Source organism: Blastochloris sulfoviridis (assembly GCF_008630065.1).
GTDB lineage: Bacteria > Pseudomonadota > Alphaproteobacteria > Rhizobiales > Xanthobacteraceae > Blastochloris > Blastochloris sulfoviridis.
This window is the reverse complement of record NZ_VWPL01000033.1, coordinates 1-19,143: the sequence shown is the minus strand read 5'-3', so window position 1 is coordinate 19,143 and position 19,143 is coordinate 1. Positions and strand designations below refer to the sequence as shown.

Sequence of the window (19,143 nt, the reverse complement as noted above, 5' to 3'; positions counted from 1 at the left end):
GCAAAAGTGGGAACAGGTTTTGCGAAAGAGACTGCGACAACTCAATGCTTGAGCCCCTGTCATACGCATCGTCCAATCCCTGCAATGCCGCTGCGCGTGCGGCTCGTCGCCGTCCTCACATCCCGACCCGCGCAGAGGGCGCATCCGAGCTCGCCGGGTGAAGCGTTATGTCGATGTCGGCCTTCGTTCCCGCGTCCGCCAACACCTTCTCGAACAGCGCAAGCTCTGCCGACGCCTCGGGCGCGCCGAGCGACACGGCGTGCTCATACCAGTGGCGGGCGGCTTCGATATCCTGCGGCCCGCCGATGCCGCGCCAGGCGTGGCGCGCAAGCATGAGGGCGCCGAGCGGATGACCGTGCTCGGCGGCCCGTGCGAACCAGCGTCGCGCGTCCCGTTGATCGGGTTCGATATCGTGTCCGCCGCCGAGCATCATTCCGAGCGCGACCATTGCGCCTGCGTGCTCGGCAGACGCCGCGCGCGCGAGCCAGGATTGTGCCAGGCGATGATCGCGCGGCACGCCGCGGCCGGCGATATGACACTCGGCGATGGCAACCTGCGCGTCCGGCATGCCTGCCTCGGCGGCGCGGGCGAACCACGCGGCGGCCTCGCCGTCGTCCCTGGCAACGCCGCGGCCTTCGGCGAGCATGCGGCCGTACCAGTATTGCGCGTTCACCACGCCTTCGGCGGCGCGCTTGAGCCAGAAGGCGGCGCGCACGTCATCGCGCGGCACGCCCACACCCTCCGCGAGGCAGACCGCGAAGTTGAATGCGCCGACAAGGTCGCCCTGCTCGGCGGCGCGCTCGAACCAGTCATGGACGGGCGGCGGGTCCTGCGCGAAGGCGGAAACCGCCCCTCCCTGCAGGAGTGCCGCGAGATTGGCCTGCGCATCGCAATCGCCGGCCTCGGCCGCCTGCTGGAACCAGGTCGCGGCCTCGTCCGGATCGCGGGCGACGCCGGCGCCGGTGAGGTGGAGCATGCCGAGCGCGCGCGCGGCGGCCTTGTGTCCACGCTCGGCCGCCGTGCGGAACCAATGCGCCGCCTCGGCATAGTTCGGCGGCAGGGCACCGCCGCGGGCATAGATGTCGCCGAGCCGCGCCGCCGCCTCCGAATCGCCGCCGATGGCGGCACGGCGCAGCCAGCTTTCGCCATTCAACAGGTCGGCCGGTCCGCCGCGGCCGTCGATCAGCATCAGGCCGAGGCGCGTCTGCGCGTGTGAAAGCCCGGCCTCGGCCGCGACGGTGTAGTGGCGCCGCGCCTCCGTCTCGTCCAGCACCGCGCCAACTCCGCGCTCGGCGCTCACGCCAAGCAGGTAATGCGCAGCGGGAAAGCCGGCATCCGCGGCGCGCACGATGTGATAGAGCGCGGCGGACGTCTGTTCGGCGGTGTCCGCGTTCATCAGCAAGGCGACGGCGTAGCCGAACCGTCCTTGCGGGCAATCCTGCATGGCGGATTTGCGGTACCACTCGATCGCCGCATCGGGATCGCGCACGTCTTCCGGCCCCGACGTGAGAATATAGGCGAGCAACGCCTGAGCATCCGCCGCACCCGCTTCCGCCGCACGCTGCGCCCACGGCAGGGCCGCGGCATGATCGGCGCCTGTCAGTTCGACTGCGTGGAACAGCTTTGCGTTCGGCCCGACGGCGGCCTTCGGCAGGCCGAAGAGGTGAAGCTGGGCGAGGCGGCACTGGGCACGCACATGCCCGGCCTCGGCCGCGCGGTAGAACCAGCGCGCCGCCTCGAACGGCTGGCGCGGCGCGCCCTTGCCTTCGAGAAAGCGCTCGCCGACGATGAAGGCGGCCTCCATGTCGCCGGCCTCGGCCGCCGCCGCGAACAGAGCGAGCGCACGCTCCGGCGCGGTTTCCGACAAGCGCTCGGCCCGTGCCCGCACCCGGTTCGGAGAACCCGACGAAAATCGCCCGAACGGCTTGAGGAGGTTGAAGCTGATCATCGCTGGCGGCTCAAGGTTCATGCATGCTGTCGTAGGCGACGGGAAGGATCTTGCCGACGAAATAGGCGAGCACGGAGCGCGTGCCGACCTTGACGTCGGCGACGACCGGCATGCCTGGCATCAGGCGGAATCCCGGCGGCGTGTGGTGCAGCTTCAATTCGTCGATCGTGATGTCGCTTCTGTAGAACAGCGTCTGCGGCCGGTTCGGCAGCGTCGAGCCGCCGTCCTGAGGCGCGGTCTCGGGGCTGAAACTGTCGGCGCTGATCGCGCGCACCACGCCGCGAGCGCTGCCATATTGCAGGTAGGGCAGCGTATCGAACTTGATCGTCACCTCGTCGCCCGGCCGGACATAGCCGCTGTCGACGCCGGAGATGTTGGCCTCGACCGACAGGGGCGCGTCCAGCGGCACGAGCTGGATCAGCGGCTCAGCGCTGGTGACGACCGAGCCGATGGAAATCTTGGCCACCGACAGCACGACCGCGTCGCGCGGCGCCGTCAGCACCACGAGCTCGTTGTAAAGAGCGGTCTTGGCAAAGTCCTGCTGGGCCTGCACCAGCTTGCGGCGCACATCGGCGAGCTCCTGCGAGGTCTCGCTGCTCCAGCGCTGGATGAACGTCTCGCGCTCGGCTTGCTGCGACGCCAGCTTGCGGCCCGCCTGGACGGCGTCCGATTCCACCTGCGAGAGCGAACCGGCCATGTTCAGCCGGGCATCGGCGGCCAGCAGCGTGTTGAGTACGCTGCCGATCTGGAGATCCTGGAGCTTCTGGCGCATGCCCTCGATCTTCGCCGCCAGGCCGAGGCGCTCGCGATAATAGGCGGCCTGCGCATTGTCGCCGGCGATCTGGCTTCTCAACTGATTGATCTTCTGATCGAAGTTCAGCAGCGTTTGCTGATACTCGCCCGAGCGCTGCCGGAAGATCGACGCTTGCAGTTCGGCATGCGGATTGGACAGATCGGGCACGTAGATGGTGCCCTCGGTCTCCGCGTGCAGGCGCAGCGCCTTGGCGCTGAGCAGATCGACCTGGTCCTTCATCGCGATGTGGTCGGCGGCGCTGAAGGTCGGGTTGAGGCGGGCGACCACCTGGCCCTTGCTGACGATGTCGCCCTTCTTCACCTCGATGCTCTCGACGATCGCCCGGTCGAACGGCTGAAGCAGGATGTTGGGGGCATCGGCCACCAGCTTGCCGCTGGACGACACGATCTTGTCGACCTGGATCAGCCCGCTTGCGGCGAGCAGCGAGACGACAAGCAGGAAGACCAGATAGTTGATCGCGCGCGACAGCGGCGGCACCCGCTTGGCGATGATCGCCGCCGACGGGCTCTCGAATTCGAGCACGGCGAGCGGCAGAGGCCCCCCCTCCACCAAGGCGGGGTCAGCCCCTGTGGGCGAGCTTCGGAGCCGGCGCGGCATGGGTTCTTCCCTGGACATCGGGTTGGGAGGTCTGTTGCAGCCAAAGACGGCGATAGACGGCGCAGCGCTCGACAAGGTCGCGATGCGGCCCGAGATCGACGACCTTGCCGCGGTCGAGCACGAGCGTCAGGTCGCAATCGACCAGCGACGACAGGCGGTGCGAGACGATCACCATCGTGCGCCCGAGCGCCATGCGCTGAAGATTGGCGTTGATCACCGCCTCGCTCTCCGGATCGAGCGAGGAGGTCGCCTCGTCGAGGATCATCAGCCGGGGATCGACGATCAGCGCGCGCGCGATGGCGAGCCGCTGGCGCTGTCCGCCGGACAGGTTCGGCGAGCCTTCCTGGATCCAGGTCTCGTAGCCCTTCGGCAGGCGCTCGATGAACTCCTCGGCGCCGGCGAGCCGGGCGGCGCGCACCGCATCCTCGAAGCTGAGGCCGGGACGGCCGGCGAGGATGTTGTCCTTCACCGTGCCGCGGAACAGGAAGTTCTCCTGCAGCACCACGCCGAAGCTCTGGCGCAGATGGCGCAGATTGATTTCGCGAAGATCGGTGCCGTCGATCTTCACCGCGCCGGAATAGTCGCGGTTGATGCCCATCAGCAGCCGCGTGATGGTGGACTTGCCCGACCCCGAGCGGCCGACCAGCCCGAGCATGGTGCCCGACTCGATGGCGAAGCTGATCCTGTCCAGCGCCGGGGTCTTGGCGCCTTCATATTTGAAGGTCACGTCCTCGAAGCTGATCGCGCCTTCGAGTCTCGGCCGCAGCCCGTGGGTCAGCGCGCGCCGCTCGGTCTCGCGGTTGAGAACCCACCCCACCTGCGAGAGCGCTTCGCGCGCCTCCTGGACGTCCTGCAGCAGCTTGGCGAGATTGACCAGCGGACCCGCCACCCGGCCGCCCAGCATCATGAAGCCGATCAGGCCGCCCAGCGACAGCGGGTTGTCCGAGGTCAGCGCGATATAGGCGCCGAGCGCCAGCACGCCGGCCACGGTGTATCTCTCGAACGGCATCACCAGCACCATCGGCCAGTTGCTGAGCTTGCCCATCTTGAGATTGAGCTCGCCGAGCTTGGCGACACGCTGATCCCATTCCGCGGCGCGGGTGGATTCGAGGCACAGCGACTTCACCGTGCGGATGCCGTAGATGCTTTCGACCAGGATCGAACCCTTGTCGGATTCGGCCTGGACGAGCTTGGCCGTCATGTTTGCGAGCGGCTTGAGGAACGCCGCGATGACCAGCACGATGCAGCCGGCGGCCGCCAGCACGGTCCAGGCGAGCACCGCCTCCATGTAGAACAGCACCGGCAGCAGCAGCGCCACCATGGCGACGTCGATGAACGTCGTCATCAGCCGGCCGGTGAGAAACTCGCGGACCTTGTAGATCTGGCCCACCTTGTAGGACAGCTCGCCCGCCTGGTTGCGCTCGAAGAAATCGAGCGGCAGCGTCATCAGCCGATCGAAGATCGCCAGGTTCAGCCTGGTGTCGAGGCGATTGGCGAGGATGACCAGCATCATCCGCCGCGACCAGGTGATGAGCATCTCGAAAACGAGCGCGATCAAAATGATCACGACGATCAGCGTGAGCGTATTCATGCTGCGATACGTCACCACGGTATTCAGCGTGGTCATGATCATCAGCACGGGGAGCACGCCGAGAATGGTGATGGTGGCCGAGCCGATCGCCACGTCGCGCATGATCGATTTCTCGCCCCAGACGAGGCGGGTGAGCGTGGCGAGATCGAACGGCTTTTCGTCCTCGCTGTCTTCTCGCGAGGCGCGCACGAGCAGCGTCGTGCCATCCCAAACCTGCTTGAGACTGAGTTCCGCCACCGGCACCGGTGCCGCGCCGGCAGGCGCGTAGGGATCGCGCAGCAGCAGCATGCCGTGCTCACGGCTGCGGCCAACCACCAGGGCGGCGCCGCCGTCCGTGAGCAGCAGCAGGACCGGCGCCTGGGATTCGATCTTCATCATCTGGCGGAAGCTCAGGCGGACGCAGCGCGCCCACAGCCCGGACCGCCGAAACCAGTCCACCAGTACCGGCGGAGCGGGCGCCGACTCGGTGACATCGAGCTTGAACCCGCTGAGATCGAGGTCGACCCCGTGATAGCGGGCGACGGTCATCGCCGCCGCCAGGCGCGCCTGAAGCGGGCCGGCGCCTTGTTCAGCAGCGTTCACGCCTGGGTCGTCGGCAGCGGCGAGACGCTGCTCCGGTTCAGCCGGAGCATGGCCGAGGTCGTAGAGCAGAGCGGAATTGCGCGACGGCGGAAGCTCGTTCGGTCGCAGCGCCAAGCCGTTGCCGGCAGGTCCGTTGCTGGCAAGTCCGCTGCCGGCAGGCCCTCGGGCGGGAAAAGTAACATCATGCGTCATATTGAGAGCCCTGCACTCGTTCGCTCTATCCAAGATAGATACGTAAAGTCGAAGTTGGTTCTCTCGAAACTCCTGAAGCTGACGAAGTCGAATATAGAGTTGCCGCATAACGCCGACGAGCGACTTCAGTAAGTCGAATTCCGTCACGTTGACGTGCCGGCAATTCAGATCCTATCAGCCGACGCACTCTCCGATAGAAACCAAAACTGCCGACAGACAGAAGATGGAGAGGCCGGCAATCCTGCCGACCTCTCCTTGGTCAAGACCAGCCCTAGTGGCGCAGCACATTCCAATTGTGTGCCTGCCAATTGTCGGCGTGGCGTTCGAAGCTTGGCATCACAGCACCCGAATTGCCGGTGAGGTTGACAGACGCCCCCACCGCCGTGGGTCCGGGATTCGTGTTGCTTGCACTCAGCCAGGAGGCCCCTTGCGGCACGACGTCACGCGGGGTGAGGGCTGCACTCAACGTCTGCGCAGGGCCTCGAAGTGTCCCGTCATTGCCGTTCAGGTTGGTGCTGCCCTTCGCTCCCAGGCCGTCATTGCCGGACTTGGCATTGTCGGACTTGGCATGGCCCGAGATGAAGGTCATGCGGTCACCGTCGTCGCCGTGCGACTTCGAGTGGCCGGCGTGCCCACCGTGGCCGTTCGGCTTCGACCAGGGCCAGGTGTGCCCACCGTGGTCGTGCGGCTTCGAGTGGCCTGTGCAGCCGGTCGGTCCGGTATGGCCGGTCGGTCCGCAATGGCCGGTGGGTCCGGTGTGACCGGTCGGTCCGGTGCAGCCGGTCGACCCCGTAGGCCCGGTCGGTCCGGTGCAGCCGGTCGGCCCCGTAGGCCCGGTCGGTCCGGTGCAGCCGGTCGGTCCCGTAGGTCCGGTCGGTCCGGTGCAGCCGGTCGGCCCCGTAGGTCCGGTCGGTCCGGTGCAGCCGGTCGGTCCGGTATGGCCGGTCGGTCCGGTGCAGCCGGTCGGCCCGGTGTGACCAGTCGGCCCCGTGGCTCCGGTGTGGCCGGTCGGCCCCGTGGCTCCGGTGTGACCGGTCGCACCCGTGGCTCCGGTAGCTCCAGTCGCACCCGTGGCTCCGGTGGCACCCGTCGCTCCGGTAGTGCCGGTTGCGCCAGTCGCCCCGGTGGCACCCGTGGCTCCCGTAGCTCCAGTCGCACCCGTCGCTCCGGTCGCACCCGTGGCTCCGGTTGCGCCGGTGGTACCGATACCCGTAGCGCCCGTTGCTCCGGTGGCGCCAGTCGCACCGGTGATCCCGATACCCGTGGCACCTGTGGCACCGGTCGACCCGGTGGCACCGGTAGCTCCAGTCGCACCCGTCGCTCCGGTGATACCGATACCGGTGGCACCCGTCGCTCCGGTCGCGCCCGTCGCCCCGGTTGCGCCGGTGGTACCGATACCCGTAGCGCCCGTTGCTCCGGTGGCGCCAGTCGCACCGGTGGTGCCGATACCCGTGGCACCCGTTGCTCCCGTCGCGCCAGTCGCACCGGTGATCCCGATACCCGTAGCACCTGTGGCACCGGTCGACCCGGTGGCACCGGTAGCTCCAGTCGCACCCGTCGCTCCGGTGGTGCCGATACCCGTGGCACCCGTCGCACCGGTGGTGCCGATACCCGTGGCACCCGTTGCTCCGGTCGCGCCCGTGGCGCCAGTCGCCCCGGTTGCGCCGGTGGTACCGATACCCGTAGCACCTGTGGCACCGGTCGACCCGGTGGCACCGGTAGCTCCAGTCGCCCCCGTCGCTCCGGTCGCACCTGTGGCACCCGTGGCGCCGGTGGTACCGATACCTGTGGCACCCGTCGCACCGGTGGTACCGATACCCGTGGCACCCGTTGCTCCCGTCGCGCCCGTGGCGCCAGTCGCCCCGGTTGCGCCGGTGGTACCGATACCCGTAGCGCCCGTCGCACCGGTGGTGCCAGTCGCACCGGTGATCCCGATACCCGTAGCACCTGTGGCACCGGTCGACCCGGTGGCACCGGTCGCACCTGTGGCACCCGTGGCGCCGGTGGTGCCGATACCTGTGGCACCCGTGGCGCCGGTGGCGCCGGTGGCACCGGTCGCACCAGTATCACCCGTGGCGCCGGTGGCACCCGTCGCACCGGTGATCCCGATACCCGTGGCACCTGTAGCGCCAGTCGCACCCGTCGCTCCGGTGGCGCCAGTCGCACCGGTGGTGCCGATACCTGTGGCACCTGTGGCGCCGGTGGTGCCGGTGGCGCCGGTCGCACCACTATCACCCGTGGCGCCGGTCGCACCCGTCGCACCGGTGGTGCCGATACCCGTGGCACCGGTCGCACCAGTATCACCCGTGGCGCCGGTGGCACCCGTCGAGCCCGTGGCGCCGGTCGCGCCAGTATCGCCCGTGGCACCGGTCGCACCCGTCAAGCCCGTGGCGCCGGTCGCGCCAGTATCGCCCGTGGCACCGGTCGCACCTGTCGCGCCAGTGGCACCGGTATCACCCGTGGCGCCGGTGGCACCCGTCGAGCCCGTGGCGCCAGTGGCACCAGTATCACCCGTGGCGCCGGTGGCACCCGTCGAGCCCGTGGCGCCGGTCGCGCCAGTATCGCCCGTGGCACCGGTCGCACCGGTTGCGCCAGTGGCACCGGTCGCACCCGTGGCGCCGGTATCACCCGTCGCACCAGTGGCACCGGTCGCACCAGTGGCACCCGTGGCGCCGGTCGCGCCAGTATCGCCTGTGGCACCGGTCGCGCCGGTCGCACCCGTGGCGCCGGTATCACCCGTCGCGCCAGTGGCACCGGTCGCACCAGTGGCACCCGTGGCACCCGTGGCGCCGGTCGCGCCCGTCGGAGTCACGATCTCGACAGCGAATTCACCACTGTTCTGGGGATCCCCAGGTGCCTGAACGGTCCCGGCTTGGTTGTAAACGACAATATTGGCAGGATCATACCCATCTGGCAGGTAGACCAGGGCCGAGTACGAGGCCAAAAGCGTACTTGTGCTCGCAGCAACAGCCGCAGTTGTATTTGAAGCACTACCTAATAGTATATAGTTGCCGCCATCGTTATAATAAATAAACATTGTAGTGCCGGCAATGTCGCGTCCCTCAACGAGTACTAAATCGCTCATGGTTCTGCCTCCGCATATACGGTGTCATACTTCAGCGAGATTGAGGATTGGCCTAGGCCAGGCGCGCGGTACTGGCGTCCGCCGCAGCGCCATCGGAAATCGCGCCCACCCCGGGCTGAAAGACCGCAGAGGTGGAGCACGGAATCACGCTGACGTTAGGCAGGAATTCCTTGCCGTTCGTATCGTCCGTGATGACGATGGTATCGGCGGAGTGTCCGGGCGGAAGAATGAACACAACGCAAAATTGTCCAGGCCGGATGCCCGGGGGAAGCCCGGCTTGCGCACCCACGACATAGCCTGAGCCGATGAGGGTGTAGCTGTCTTGGTTGTTGTCGCGACACCAGACATAGACGATCTTGGCACCATCGTTGGGATCGACGCCAGATGCTCTGAATATTTCGTTGCTCATGAGTCTTCCCCTTCATTTTTTATGTTGAAACATTTGTTTGATGGCCGACCCATCTGTGGCATGGGCTTCGAAATCAGGTCGGCAGCAGAGGTCACGCGAAAACCTCAGGAATTCGCGCGCAAAGCTCTACATAAAGCCCATTCAGCGTGAATAATTTTGCGACGGCCCGGATTCGATAACTGCGCAAAATCGCTCGGAATCCACGACGAATCGATCACGAAACCGTGATTGAGCGGATGCGGCAAGGCATCCGGCGCGATCGTCGGAAAGATGATTTTTCGACCAATAATCAGGCCGTTACGGCGATTGGCGAGCGTCCTGGCGGACGTTTCCGCCGGACAGCTTCCGCACGGAGACCGCTCGCGGAAAAATGAAACCGTTTGCGCGACCATCCGTTGTTCGACCGGTGGCTGCAAGCTGGGCGGACTTCATGGCGAGCGAAATCAAGTCGTCTTTTGATCCTAGGATCTTTCTCGCCAAACCTGGCGAGGGACGGAGCGTCGGCGCGTACCGCAAAGCCAAAATCGTATACTCGCAGGGTGCTCCCGCCAACGCCGTCTATTATATCCGAAGCGGCAAAGTGAAAGTTGCGGTCGTATCGAAGGAGGGCCGGGAAGCTGTGATCTCCCTGCTCGGGGAGAACGACTTCTTTGGCGAGTCATGCCTGTCCGGACCGCCGTATCGTATCGCGACGGTCACGACCCTGACCGATTCCGTTATCGTGAAAATCGAAAAGGCGACAATTCTTCGCGCGCTTCAGCAAGAGCCGTCTTTTGCCGAAATGTTCATTTCCCACCTTCTGGCACGAAAAATCCGGGTCGAGTCAGACCTTGTCGACCAGTTGTTAAACTCGAGCGAAAAACGCCTCGCCAGACTGCTGCTGCTCTTGGCGAATTATGGCACAGAATCAGAAGCCGAGCACATAACAACAGATCTAAGCCAAGAAACCCTGGCAGATATGATCGGAACAACCAGGTCCCGCGTCAGCTACTTCATGAACAAATTCAGAAAGCTTGGATTTATCGAATATAAAGATGGAATAACCGTTAATAGATCTCTGCTCAATGCCATTTTGCTCGATAATCTGTCAATACGAGACTATAGTTTCATGGATGATGGTTTGGATGAGCCCTTCATGAGAGACTTTCCGGAAAAGTGACAAGGGACGCATCCGGGTCGCCACGCCCGGCACCAGCGTCTCATCGACAGCGCTGTTCGACGCTGTTTCAGCCCTCTGCATGAGAGGCCGATGCGGGGGCGATCGCCGCTCCAAGTCCTTGATACCAACGGCCCCAGGCGCTGACGCGTAGGGCCGTCGACGCTCGCGGATTTTCCTTTGGGAAATCAGAGATTTCGCGAAAATCCGCGAGCGGAACCAACGGTCCGCTTTCGCGGCCGTTGGTATGATGCGAAATTCGGCTGATCAAGCTGGAGTTTCGTATTCCGGTTGCCCAAATCCCGATGGCTTTCGAGACCGTTTCCTTTATCCGAAGGATCAACTTCCTTTATCCGAGGGATCAACCGGAAAGGTGGATCCGCGAATTCTGGATCAAGCACATGTGACTTGCTCAAGCAGATGTGGCTGGCAAATCACATGTGATACACGTGATTTGCCAGCCACATAGGTCTTGCCGGCAGAATATCTCTGCCCCGGCTTTCGCGCGGCGTGCCACGGTGACGCCGCCGCGCGGGGGCGTGCGCGCCCTGAGCGCTCGCCCACAAAGTCCGGCTGCGGGGTCAGAGCCTGCCGAGCAGCAACAGGACCACGAGAAGGATCAGGATGACGCCTGGAATTCCGACGCCGGCATGGCCGAACCCGTAGCCATAGCCGCCCAGGCGGCCGCTGAAGCCTCCCAGCAGGAAGATGACGAGAACGACGATGAGGATGGTTCCAAGCGACATGGCGTATCTCCCTTTTCAGAGGCTCGCCGGCCAGCTCAATCTTCATCGCATGCGCAAATGAGACGCTGATCGGCGGTCACCGGGATGGCGCGATCGTCGCGACATCCGAAAAGCCGTGCGGCTATTTCCGGTCGATGGAAATGCCTCTTTCGCCGACATTGAGCTCGATGGTGGTCGTATTCCGGTCCCGGTAGTATTGATAACCCAGGACTGCGGTGGCGACGACGAGGACCGCGACGATCGTGTAGAGGACGTTTCGGCTCATGGTCTGGTGTCCCTTTCTGGCTGTCGGTCCGTCTTTCGATACGCACGTGACTGTCGCATCCGGTCTTCCGCGCCGGCGTCACTGCCACGGACAATAGGCGACGCACTGGTATGCGGCCGGGCCTTCGATCGTCGGCACCTCCTGCCAGCGCAGCCGGCAGCCGTCTTCGGTCAGCCCATCGCAGAGCCGCGCCGGCGCATCGATGTAGGCGTAGGGATAATAGGTCGCTGCGGCGATCGCGACGCTGCCGAGCGCGCTGAGCCCCACGAACGTTCTCCAGCCGTCGGAGCGGCGTACGCGATGGCTGTCGCGATGGATCGCGTAGTTCCGGCCGCCGACGGCGACTCGCTTGGCGCCCCGCAGGGACACGCCCTGCAGGTCGCGCGCCGGGCGGCTGGCGTTGCGCGGCGTGGCTTGCCGGGACGGCGTTGCGTGCCGCGGGGCCTCCTCACGGGGCTTGGCTTGCCGGGACGGCGTTGCCTGACCGGGAGCCGCCTGGCGGGGCTTGGCCTGGCGGGGCTTGGCCTGGCGGGGCTTGGCCTGGTAGGGCTTGGCCTGGTTGGGGGCAGCCTGGCGCGGAACGGTTGCGGATCGACCCGAGGCGCGCGGGGCAACATTGCGCGGCGCGGCGCGCCGGGGCATGGCGTCGGACTTGCCGCCGCTGCGTGGCGCGACGACTGCCCTCGACTTTTGCTGCGATGGCGCCGATGCGCCCGCTCTATGACCCGAAGAGTTCTGCGTGTCTTGGGCAACGCTTGCCGATGACGCGCCGAACAGGCCGGCAATCGCGATCACCAGCGCCGTCACCAATGGTGCACGAAGCACGCGTGTCATTTGAGGCTTCTCCCAGCTTCACTGCGAAGCCTGCTCTTGACAACGCCTGCCGCGGCAATTTGATCCATGTCGGAGCCCATTGAACGAATCAATGCGCTCTCCTTTTCGCGAGGCAGATTGCTTGGCCGGTTCGGCGCGCGCGCTATTCATGCCGACGACAGCGAAGACAAAGCTCCGACTTGACCAGCCGACTTTCCTGTCAGGCGCTTTGCGCGTCCGGTCCGGCAAGGTTCTGCGGTGCGTCGGCTGTGGCGGTGAGAAACCCGCGCAGCACGGCGAGCAGGTCCGATCGATTGGTCGGCTTCAGCAGGCAAGGGCAGGCGCGAAAGTCCGCCTCGATCGCCTCAATTCCGTAGCCCGAGGTGAAGGCGAACGGAATGTTCCGTCGCATGAGGGCGGCGGCGACCGGATAGGACCGCTGGCCGCGCAGATCGAGATCGAGCAGCGCGCCGTCGATCGCATTGGCCGGATCGTCGGCGTGCTCGAGCGCCGCCTTGACGGTGGCGACCGGGCCTGCCGCCACGCAGCCGAACATTTCGAGCGCATCGACAAGATCGAAGGCGATCAGGGCGTCATCCTCCGCCACGAGAATACGGAGCGGGCGGCCGAGCAGGTTAGTCATCCAGCCTCACATTGTCGGAGAACGGAACCACGATGTGGCACTCGACGCCCACCGGCTCGAAGCGCAGGTCGATGCGGGCGTCGAGGTCGTGCGACATCACCTTTTCGAGGAGATCGGAGCCGAAGCCGCGCCGGTCCGGCGGCGCAACCGGCGGACCGTTGCGTTCCACCCAGTGGATCGTCAAGTGGTCCTTCGTCTCGGGCGGGGTTGCCTCCCAGCGGATCGAGACCGTGCCGTTCTCGTCGGAGAACGCACCGTACTTGGCCGCGTTGGTGGCGAGTTCGTGCAAAGCCATGCCGAGGGTGAGGGCGGCGCGCGGACTGACGCGAACGGGCCAGCCTTCGATCTTCACGCGGCCGACCTGCCCCAGCATATGCGCGCCGAGCGAGTCCTCGATGAGATCCTGAAACGCGACGAAACCCCAGTTCTGTCGCGCGACCAGCGTATAGGACCGCGCCAAGGCCCGATAGCGCGCCAGCAATGCCGCCTTGGCATCGGCCAGCGTCTTGCCGCCGGTGAGCGTCTGCTGCGCGATCGAGATGACGACCGCCAGCATGTTGCGGACGCGATGGTTCAATTCGCTGATGAGAAGCCGCGTGCGCTCCTCGTCCCGTTCGGCGCGGGTGAGCTGGGAGACGTCGATAAAGGTGATGACGACGCCGTCCCTGGCCTTGCCGGCAGTCATGTAGGGCAGGACGCGCGCGATATAGTGCGCCGAGCCGTCCCGCCGCGACACGCGCCGCTCGTGCAACACGCCGGTGGCGACGGTTTCGGCAACATCCTGGCCGAGCTCGGGATAGTCGATCTCGCTGACGATATCGGTCAGCGAGCGGTTCTTGTCGGTCGGGATCAGCTTGAAGATGCTGCATGCCGCCGGCGTGAAGCTGCGGATGACGAGGTCGTGGTCGAGAAACACCGTCGCCATCTGGGTGCTCTCGAACAAATTGGCGAGATCGCTGTTCGCGGTGTCGAGCTCGTCGATCTTGGCCTGCAGCTCGGTGTTGACGGTCTGCAGCTCCTCATTGAGCGACTGCAGCTCCTCCTTCGAGGTGTCGAGCTCCTCATTGGTGGACTGGAGCTCCTCGTTCATCGAGTTCAGCTCCTCGTTTCCTGATTTGAGCTCCTCGATTGCGCCTTCGTATTCGGCGATCGATGTCAGCCATCGCTCGTGCGTATCGGCCAGTTCCCGTTCGAGCTGGGCGATGGTTTCGTCCCTGGCGGTTCCCTCGTCCTGCGGCGCCCGCACAGGCGACTGCTCCGCGGCGCTCGTGGGGTTCTGCCTCGAACCACGGGTGCCCGTCTCCGCAAACACCACCAGGAACAGCGGCTCGTCGGCGCTGTGGCCGAACGGCTCGACGGTGAGCCGGACCTGCTCCTTGACCTCGCCGGTCGATACGGTCACCCGGTCGCGGACCACCGGCTTGCGGCCCTGCATGGCCTGCTGGAGCGTCGTGCGCAATTCGGCGCGCAGACCCTGTCGCGCCAAGTTCAAGAGATGCCGACTCGGCACGCCGGCGGTCGCTTCGAGATAGCGGCCGGTGTTGGCCGACTGGTAGACGATGTCGCCGTCCCGGTTGACGACGACGTGCGGCGGGGTGAACTGGTCGAGCACCCGCGCCTGCACGGCATGCTGGAGCTGAGTCGTCGTCATTCGCTGGCGCGTGTCATCGAGAAACTGTGTGGGGTAGTTGGCGGTGGAGGCGATCGTCGGGTGCAGGCGCGCGCCGGGCCGATCGCGGCGGCGGAAGATGCGGTGCTTCTTGTCGAGATAGACGAATGCATCGCCGAGCTGCGAGATGCTCTCCGACGGCCCCAGGAACAGATAGCCGCCGGGGCGCAGCGCATAATCGAACACCGCGATGATCCGCCGCTGCGCCTCCGCATCGAGATAGATCAGCAGGTTGCGGCACGAGACCAGGTCGATGCGGGAGAAGGGCGGGTCGCGCAGCAGACTGTGGTCGGAAAAGACGCACATCTCCCGCAACGTCTTCGACACGGTGAAGGTCTCGCCGGTGTTGAGGAAGAAGCGGTCGAGGCGCTCCTGGCTGACCCGGCCCACGAGTTGCGACGCCGGATAGCGGCCGGCGCGCGCCACGCTCAGGGCGGGGCGGGCGATGTCGGTCGCGAAGATCTGGACGCGCGGCGAATAGGGCAGCTTCTCGATATGCTCGCTGAGCAGAATGGCGATCGAATAGGCTTCCTCGCCGGTGGCGCAGCCCGGCACCCACACCCGCACGATGCTGGTCGTATCGCATCCCGCAAACAGCTCGGGCACCACGGCGCGCTGGAGCGCGGCAAATGCCTCGGCATCGCGGAAGAAGTCGGTGACCCCGATCAACAGATCGCGCAGCAGCTTGGCGGGCTCCTCGGGATCCTGTTTCAGGAGATCGGCGTAGGCCTGCAGATCCGCGACATGCAGCAGCCGCATGCGGCGCACCACGCGTCGCATGAACGGCTTGTCCTTGTGGCCGGAGAAATCGTGGCCGAAACGCTGGCGCAGGGTCGACAGGATGTCCGAGCGCGCATGCCGGAACTGCTCCGGTTCGGGGTCGGCCTCGTCGGCGGGAACGGGAGTTGGCACCGTCGCCAGCGACTCGGCGTACCGCGCCAGCTCGTCCGGCATCTCCTCGACGGCCAGGATCTTGTCGACCAAGCCGGTCGCGGCGGCGCTCTCCGGCATTCCGCTCTGGCCCGGGTGGGTCTGCCCGCTGGCGCCCTGCGCCAGCGTCAGCCCGCCACACTCCTTGATCGCCTTGATGCCGAGCGTGCCGTCGCTGCCGGAACCGGACAGCACGATGGCCACCGCGCGCTCGCCGCAGTCATCGGCAAGCGCGGTGAAGAACACGTCGATGGGGTTATGCTCGCTCGATGCGGTGCGGGGCAGAACGATCAGGCGGCCATCCTTGATCGAAATCGCGGCATTGGTCGACAGCACATAGATGTGGTTGGCTTCGACGCGGTCATCGTGCTTGGCGTTCGACACCGGCAGGCGGGCGCTCCGCGCGATGATCTGATCGAGCATGCTCTCGCGGCCCGGCCCGATGTGCGAGATCACGACAAAGGCCATGCCCGGCTCGGCGGGCACCGCGCCGAACAGCCCGGTCAGCGCCTCCACGCCGCCCGCCGAGGCGCCGACGCCCACGACAAGACAGGATCTCGAAAGGTCATCGCGCATCAAACGTGTCTCATCGGTTCGTGATGTCCAAAGCGACTTGCAACCAGGCCGGCTCCTCGTGCAGGCGGATCCGCCGACGAGCCGGGGCTTCGGAACAGACACAGTGTTGCCCACGGCTGCCCGCGTCCAACCCGCCTCGCGCACGGCCGCCGCTGCAAGATAGCAGCCGCCGCCCTGCAAGAATCGATACCCGCAATAAGGTTAGATTGATTCTAGCGTCGGCCGCAGAGCTTCAGACTAGCCGAAATGCAGACAAGATAATAGGAACATCCTATTTCAAATAGGATAATTATTTTGCGGCCGATCCTGGACCGATTTCAGTCCGCGGACAGTCGTTGGCAAGGAACTTTCTGGGGCCCGGCGGGATTGTTAATTACGGAACCGATCACGGTTCCCATGAAAGAGGAGCTTCCCATGGGCAGCACCACAGACAAGATCAAGGGAATGGCCAACGAGGCAGCCGGCAACGTCAAGCAGGCGGTCGGAAAGGTCATCGGCAGCGAGAACCTGGAAGCCGAAGGCGTGCTGCAAGAGCGCAAGGGCGAGGCGCAGCAGGCGATCGGAAAAGCCAAGGACGCCATCAAGAAGGGTGTCGACAGCGTCTGACCGGACCGGCCGGCAACCCGCTGCGGACGAACGTCGAGACCGCAGCGAACTCGGCAAAGCAGGGCAGATAGGCGGCAAGTGTCGCCTCAAGCGCCGCCTATCGCAAGCGCGTGTGTTCGGCAGCGACCAACACAGTGTCTCATGCCAACGGCCGCGAACGCGGACCGTTGGTTGCGGTCGCGGATTTTCGTGAAATATTTGATTTCCCGAAAGAAAATCCGCGAGAGTCACCGGCCCCACGCGTCAGCGTCTGGGCCCGTTGGAATCATCTGCCGCCGCGCTGCCCCTCCTCGCCGCACCGGGTCTCGCAGACGGCGACCTCCTGGCCAGCAGATCCAATGAATGGCCAGGGCAATGCATGGCCAAGGCAATGCCTCGTCAAGGCAGTACTTGGCCAAGGCGATATCTGGCCGGGGAGGGTCGCCAGTAGGGTGTTCGGCGCGATGATGCCGAACATCTCGGCGCGTGAGGCGGACAGGATCCACGCAACAGGCAGGATACTGGCAATAGACCTGCAATCGAGAGACCTGCAATAGAGCAGTGTGAATGTGGCGTCCGCCGGAATTCGCGAAAACAGATGATCGGGCATGGAACGCACTAAAATACCGCGCGTTGTGCAGGATCGATCATCAAACAAATGGAGGAATTCCATGATTGGCAATCTGATCAACTGGGCAATCGTCTTGTTGCTGATTGCGCTGGTGGCGGCCGTGTTTGGATTCGGCGGCCTCGCTGGAACCGCGACGGGCTTCGCGACGACTCTGTTCTGGATCGCGCTCCTGCTCGCTGTGGTGCTGTTCGTCACCAACATGCTGCGTGGACGCAGCGCCATGTGAAACCGACGGCCATGTAAGACCAACGGCAGCGAAGGCTGGCCGTTGGTCCGGTCGCAGAGTTTCGCGAAATCTCTGATTTCCCGAAAGAAAATCCGTGAGAGTCAACGGCCCCGCGCGTCAGCGTCCGGGGCCGTTGATTTAAAGTTCCTGTCGGGACAGCGGAGTCGCCTCTGTCCCGGTCTCTCCGCAAGCTGCGTGCCCCGTCGTTCGCCAACGAAGCGTCGCGTTGCACGACAGGGCATGACTGCAGGGCTGTTCAACGCTCTGGACTATGAGGCTAAGGCTTTGGCGTGAGGGAGCGTTTTTCGCTTTTTCGGACGCGTTCGCTCTGAATCTATGGGGAGCAACCGATTCGGAGGTTGCCCATGTTGAGCGTCGATCTTGAGTCCTGCCTCGCGGCCATTCCGGACCGCCGCCGCGCCGAAGGCAAGATGTACAGCCAAGGCGGCGTGATCTTGTTCTCGATCATCGCGATGCTGAGCGGCGCGCGGTCCTACCGGCAAATCCACGCGCTGATTGACCGCCGGCTGGCACTGCTCAACGCGGCGTTTCCGACCGCGGCGCTGCGGCGGGCGCCGGCCTACACCTCGGTGCGCGGCATCCTGCAGCGGATCGATCCGGATGAGCTGGAGCGGGCGTTCCGGCGTCATGCCGAGGCGCTCGACCGGTCCGGTGGCGCCGGGCCGTCCCGGTTCATCGCCATCGACGGCAAGACGCTGCGGCAAAGTTTCGACGCCTTCCATGACCGCAAGGCCGTCCATGTGCTGAGCGCCTTCGCCGTCGACCACCAGATCATCCTCGCCCATGAGGTCGTCGAGGAAAAGTCCAACGAGATCCCGGCGGTGCAGACCCTGATCGCAACGCTCGGGCTGACCGGGCGAGTGTTCACGCTCGATGCCATGCACTGCCAAAAAAACATTCGAGATTGCCCGCGACACCGGCAATGACCTCATCGTCCAAGTGAAGGACAACCAGCCGGGCCTGCTCCGGCGCATCGAGGAGCTGGTCGCCACCACACCGCCGGTCGCGGCCTGCGACAGCCGAAATCTCGGACGCAATCGCCAGGAGGATCGCCGCGTCGAGGTCTATGCCGTCGGCGCATCCCTCGACGGTTCCGGGTGGGAGGCGCTGAATGCCGCCGTCGTGCGCGTCGAGCGCCGGACCGAGGTGCGCGCCGCCGCCACCGGACTGTGGAAACCCCGGCACGAAACCGCATTCTATGTCTCGTCCGTGATGCTGCCCGCTTCCACTTTCGCCAGCGCCATCCGCGATCACTGGCGGATTGAAAGTGTGCCGCAGGCGCACGCAAGAAGGAGGTTCGCAATGAACTGACCGACTGCGTCAAAGCTGCATAGGAGATGAAGGCAGGCCCTTCGGAATCGGCTTCCAAGAGCGGGTTCCAAACCACCCCAAGCTGCTGCGGTAAAGAGCCGTGGTGGTGAGCATTGGGGTCAAAGCGTCGAGGACGTACCTCGAGCAGGTAGGGATCAGAGAGACGAACGAAAGTGAACCCTCGATGACGCGTCGTAAGCCAGAGACCTGTCGTCAAAACCAGGAGCGTTTCCATCTCCTGGGACAAGTCTGCCGGGTGCTTGGTGACTGGGCAGACGTAACTGCTCAGCCCGCTGCGGGCGTCGTCAAGCCGGGACGGGGATGTGCTCGCCCTTGAGGGTGAGGCGGATGGC

The 19,143-nt window shown here is 65.1% G+C and carries 16 protein-coding genes; 5 read left to right on the top strand and 11 right to left on the bottom strand.

Annotated features, from left to right (window positions below; translation table 11 throughout):
* Window positions 1-115: 115 nt before the first annotated feature.
* From F1193_RS14315 to F1193_RS14290, 6 genes are all read right to left on the bottom strand, one after another.
* Complete coding sequence (locus F1193_RS14315; RefSeq protein ID WP_150098476.1) at window positions 116-1,969, bottom strand: tetratricopeptide repeat protein; 1,854 nt, start codon at window positions 1,967-1,969, stop codon at window positions 116-118.
* Entirely contained in the window at window positions 1,959-3,311 is a 1,353-nt protein-coding gene (locus F1193_RS14310; protein ID WP_246164421.1) for an HlyD family type I secretion periplasmic adaptor subunit, read from the bottom strand. Before F1193_RS14310 ends, F1193_RS14315 begins: the two co-directional genes overlap by 11 nt.
* A gap of 10 nt (window positions 3,312-3,321) precedes the next feature.
* Window positions 3,322-5,532, bottom strand: coding sequence for a peptidase domain-containing ABC transporter (locus F1193_RS14305; RefSeq protein WP_246164419.1), 2,211 nt, complete (start codon window positions 5,530-5,532; stop codon window positions 3,322-3,324).
* A gap of 463 nt (window positions 5,533-5,995) precedes the next feature.
* The gene (locus F1193_RS17510) at window positions 5,996-6,313 is read right to left on the bottom strand and encodes a hypothetical protein (protein ID WP_246164418.1); all 318 of its coding nucleotides are present in this window, start codon (window positions 6,311-6,313) and stop codon (window positions 5,996-5,998) included.
* 2,548 nt (window positions 6,314-8,861) lie between these two features.
* Window positions 8,862-9,218, bottom strand: a complete 357-nt coding sequence (locus F1193_RS14295; protein WP_150098474.1) for a hypothetical protein — start codon at window positions 9,216-9,218, stop codon at window positions 8,862-8,864.
* A 104-nt stretch (window positions 9,219-9,322) separates the two neighbouring features.
* A complete protein-coding gene (locus tag F1193_RS14290; RefSeq protein WP_150098473.1) occupies window positions 9,323-9,634 on the bottom strand; it encodes a hypothetical protein in 312 nt (103 codons plus the stop codon).
* Window positions 9,635-9,648: 14 nt separating this feature from the next.
* Between F1193_RS14290 and F1193_RS14285 the strand changes: the two genes are divergently transcribed.
* On the top strand, window positions 9,649-10,377 hold the full coding sequence (locus F1193_RS14285; protein ID WP_150098472.1) for a Crp/Fnr family transcriptional regulator: 729 nt from the start codon (window positions 9,649-9,651) through the stop codon (window positions 10,375-10,377).
* Window positions 10,378-10,955: 578 nt separating this feature from the next.
* Here the strand turns inward: F1193_RS14285 and F1193_RS14275 are convergent.
* The 5 genes from F1193_RS14275 to F1193_RS14260 form a co-directional block, all read right to left on the bottom strand.
* Complete coding sequence (locus tag F1193_RS14275; RefSeq protein WP_150098471.1) at window positions 10,956-11,120, bottom strand: DUF3309 family protein; 165 nt, start codon at window positions 11,118-11,120, stop codon at window positions 10,956-10,958.
* 121 nt (window positions 11,121-11,241) lie between these two features.
* Window positions 11,242-11,385, bottom strand: coding sequence for a hypothetical protein (locus tag F1193_RS17150; protein WP_170263668.1), 144 nt, complete (start codon window positions 11,383-11,385; stop codon window positions 11,242-11,244).
* A 78-nt stretch (window positions 11,386-11,463) separates the two neighbouring features.
* Entirely contained in the window at window positions 11,464-12,219 is a 756-nt protein-coding gene (locus tag F1193_RS14270; protein ID WP_150098470.1) for a hypothetical protein, read from the bottom strand.
* 199 nt (window positions 12,220-12,418) lie between these two features.
* A complete protein-coding gene (locus F1193_RS14265; RefSeq protein ID WP_150098469.1) occupies window positions 12,419-12,841 on the bottom strand; it encodes a response regulator in 423 nt (140 codons plus the stop codon).
* The gene (locus F1193_RS14260) at window positions 12,834-16,016 is read right to left on the bottom strand and encodes a CheR family methyltransferase (protein WP_150098468.1); all 3,183 of its coding nucleotides are present in this window, start codon (window positions 16,014-16,016) and stop codon (window positions 12,834-12,836) included. The genes F1193_RS14265 and F1193_RS14260 overlap by 8 nt, the downstream gene beginning before the upstream one ends.
* 414 nt (window positions 16,017-16,430) lie before the next feature.
* Between F1193_RS14260 and F1193_RS14255 the strand changes: the two genes are divergently transcribed.
* From F1193_RS14255 to F1193_RS17145, 4 genes are all read left to right on the top strand, one after another.
* Complete coding sequence (locus tag F1193_RS14255) at window positions 16,431-16,622, top strand: CsbD family protein (RefSeq protein ID WP_150098467.1); 192 nt, start codon at window positions 16,431-16,433, stop codon at window positions 16,620-16,622.
* A 650-nt stretch (window positions 16,623-17,272) separates the two neighbouring features.
* Window positions 17,273-17,458 (top strand): DUF1328 domain-containing protein, encoded by a 186-nt coding sequence (locus F1193_RS14250; protein ID WP_342781826.1) that lies wholly within the window; start codon window positions 17,273-17,275, stop codon window positions 17,456-17,458.
* 365 nt (window positions 17,459-17,823) lie between these two features.
* Window positions 17,824-18,405: an ISAs1 family transposase gene (locus tag F1193_RS14245; protein WP_210247382.1), complete on the top strand. Its 582-nt coding sequence runs from the start codon at window positions 17,824-17,826 to the stop codon at window positions 18,403-18,405.
* On the top strand, window positions 18,353-18,790 hold the full coding sequence (locus tag F1193_RS17145; protein ID WP_170263665.1) for a hypothetical protein: 438 nt from the start codon (window positions 18,353-18,355) through the stop codon (window positions 18,788-18,790). The genes F1193_RS14245 and F1193_RS17145 overlap by 53 nt, the downstream gene beginning before the upstream one ends.
* Window positions 18,791-19,143: the final 353 nt, after the last annotated feature.

Excerpts from the sequence above, each read along its gene's own strand:
- F1193_RS14260 (WP_150098468.1), bottom strand. The coding sequence starts at position 16,016 with ATGCGCGATGACCTTTCGAGATCCTGTCTTGTCGTGGGCGTCGGCGCC.
- F1193_RS14250 (WP_342781826.1), top strand. The coding sequence starts at position 17,273 with ATGATTGGCAATCTGATCAACTGGGCAATCGTCTTGTTGCTGATTGCG.
- F1193_RS14255 (WP_150098467.1), top strand. The coding sequence starts at position 16,431 with ATGGGCAGCACCACAGACAAGATCAAGGGAATGGCCAACGAGGCAGCC.
- F1193_RS17510 (WP_246164418.1), bottom strand. The coding sequence starts at position 6,313 with ATGACCTTCATCTCGGGCCATGCCAAGTCCGACAATGCCAAGTCCGGC.
- F1193_RS17145 (WP_170263665.1), top strand. The coding sequence starts at position 18,353 with ATGCCATGCACTGCCAAAAAAACATTCGAGATTGCCCGCGACACCGGC.
- F1193_RS14315 (WP_150098476.1), bottom strand. The coding sequence starts at position 1,969 with ATGAACCTTGAGCCGCCAGCGATGATCAGCTTCAACCTCCTCAAGCCG.
- F1193_RS14295 (WP_150098474.1), bottom strand. The coding sequence starts at position 9,218 with ATGAGCAACGAAATATTCAGAGCATCTGGCGTCGATCCCAACGATGGT.
- F1193_RS14270 (WP_150098470.1), bottom strand. The coding sequence starts at position 12,219 with ATGACACGCGTGCTTCGTGCACCATTGGTGACGGCGCTGGTGATCGCG.
- F1193_RS14275 (WP_150098471.1), bottom strand. The coding sequence starts at position 11,120 with ATGTCGCTTGGAACCATCCTCATCGTCGTTCTCGTCATCTTCCTGCTG.
- F1193_RS17150 (WP_170263668.1), bottom strand. The coding sequence starts at position 11,385 with ATGAGCCGAAACGTCCTCTACACGATCGTCGCGGTCCTCGTCGTCGCC.
- F1193_RS14285 (WP_150098472.1), top strand. The coding sequence starts at position 9,649 with ATGGCGAGCGAAATCAAGTCGTCTTTTGATCCTAGGATCTTTCTCGCC.
- F1193_RS14245 (WP_210247382.1), top strand. The coding sequence starts at position 17,824 with ATGTTGAGCGTCGATCTTGAGTCCTGCCTCGCGGCCATTCCGGACCGC.
- F1193_RS14265 (WP_150098469.1), bottom strand. The coding sequence starts at position 12,841 with ATGACTAACCTGCTCGGCCGCCCGCTCCGTATTCTCGTGGCGGAGGAT.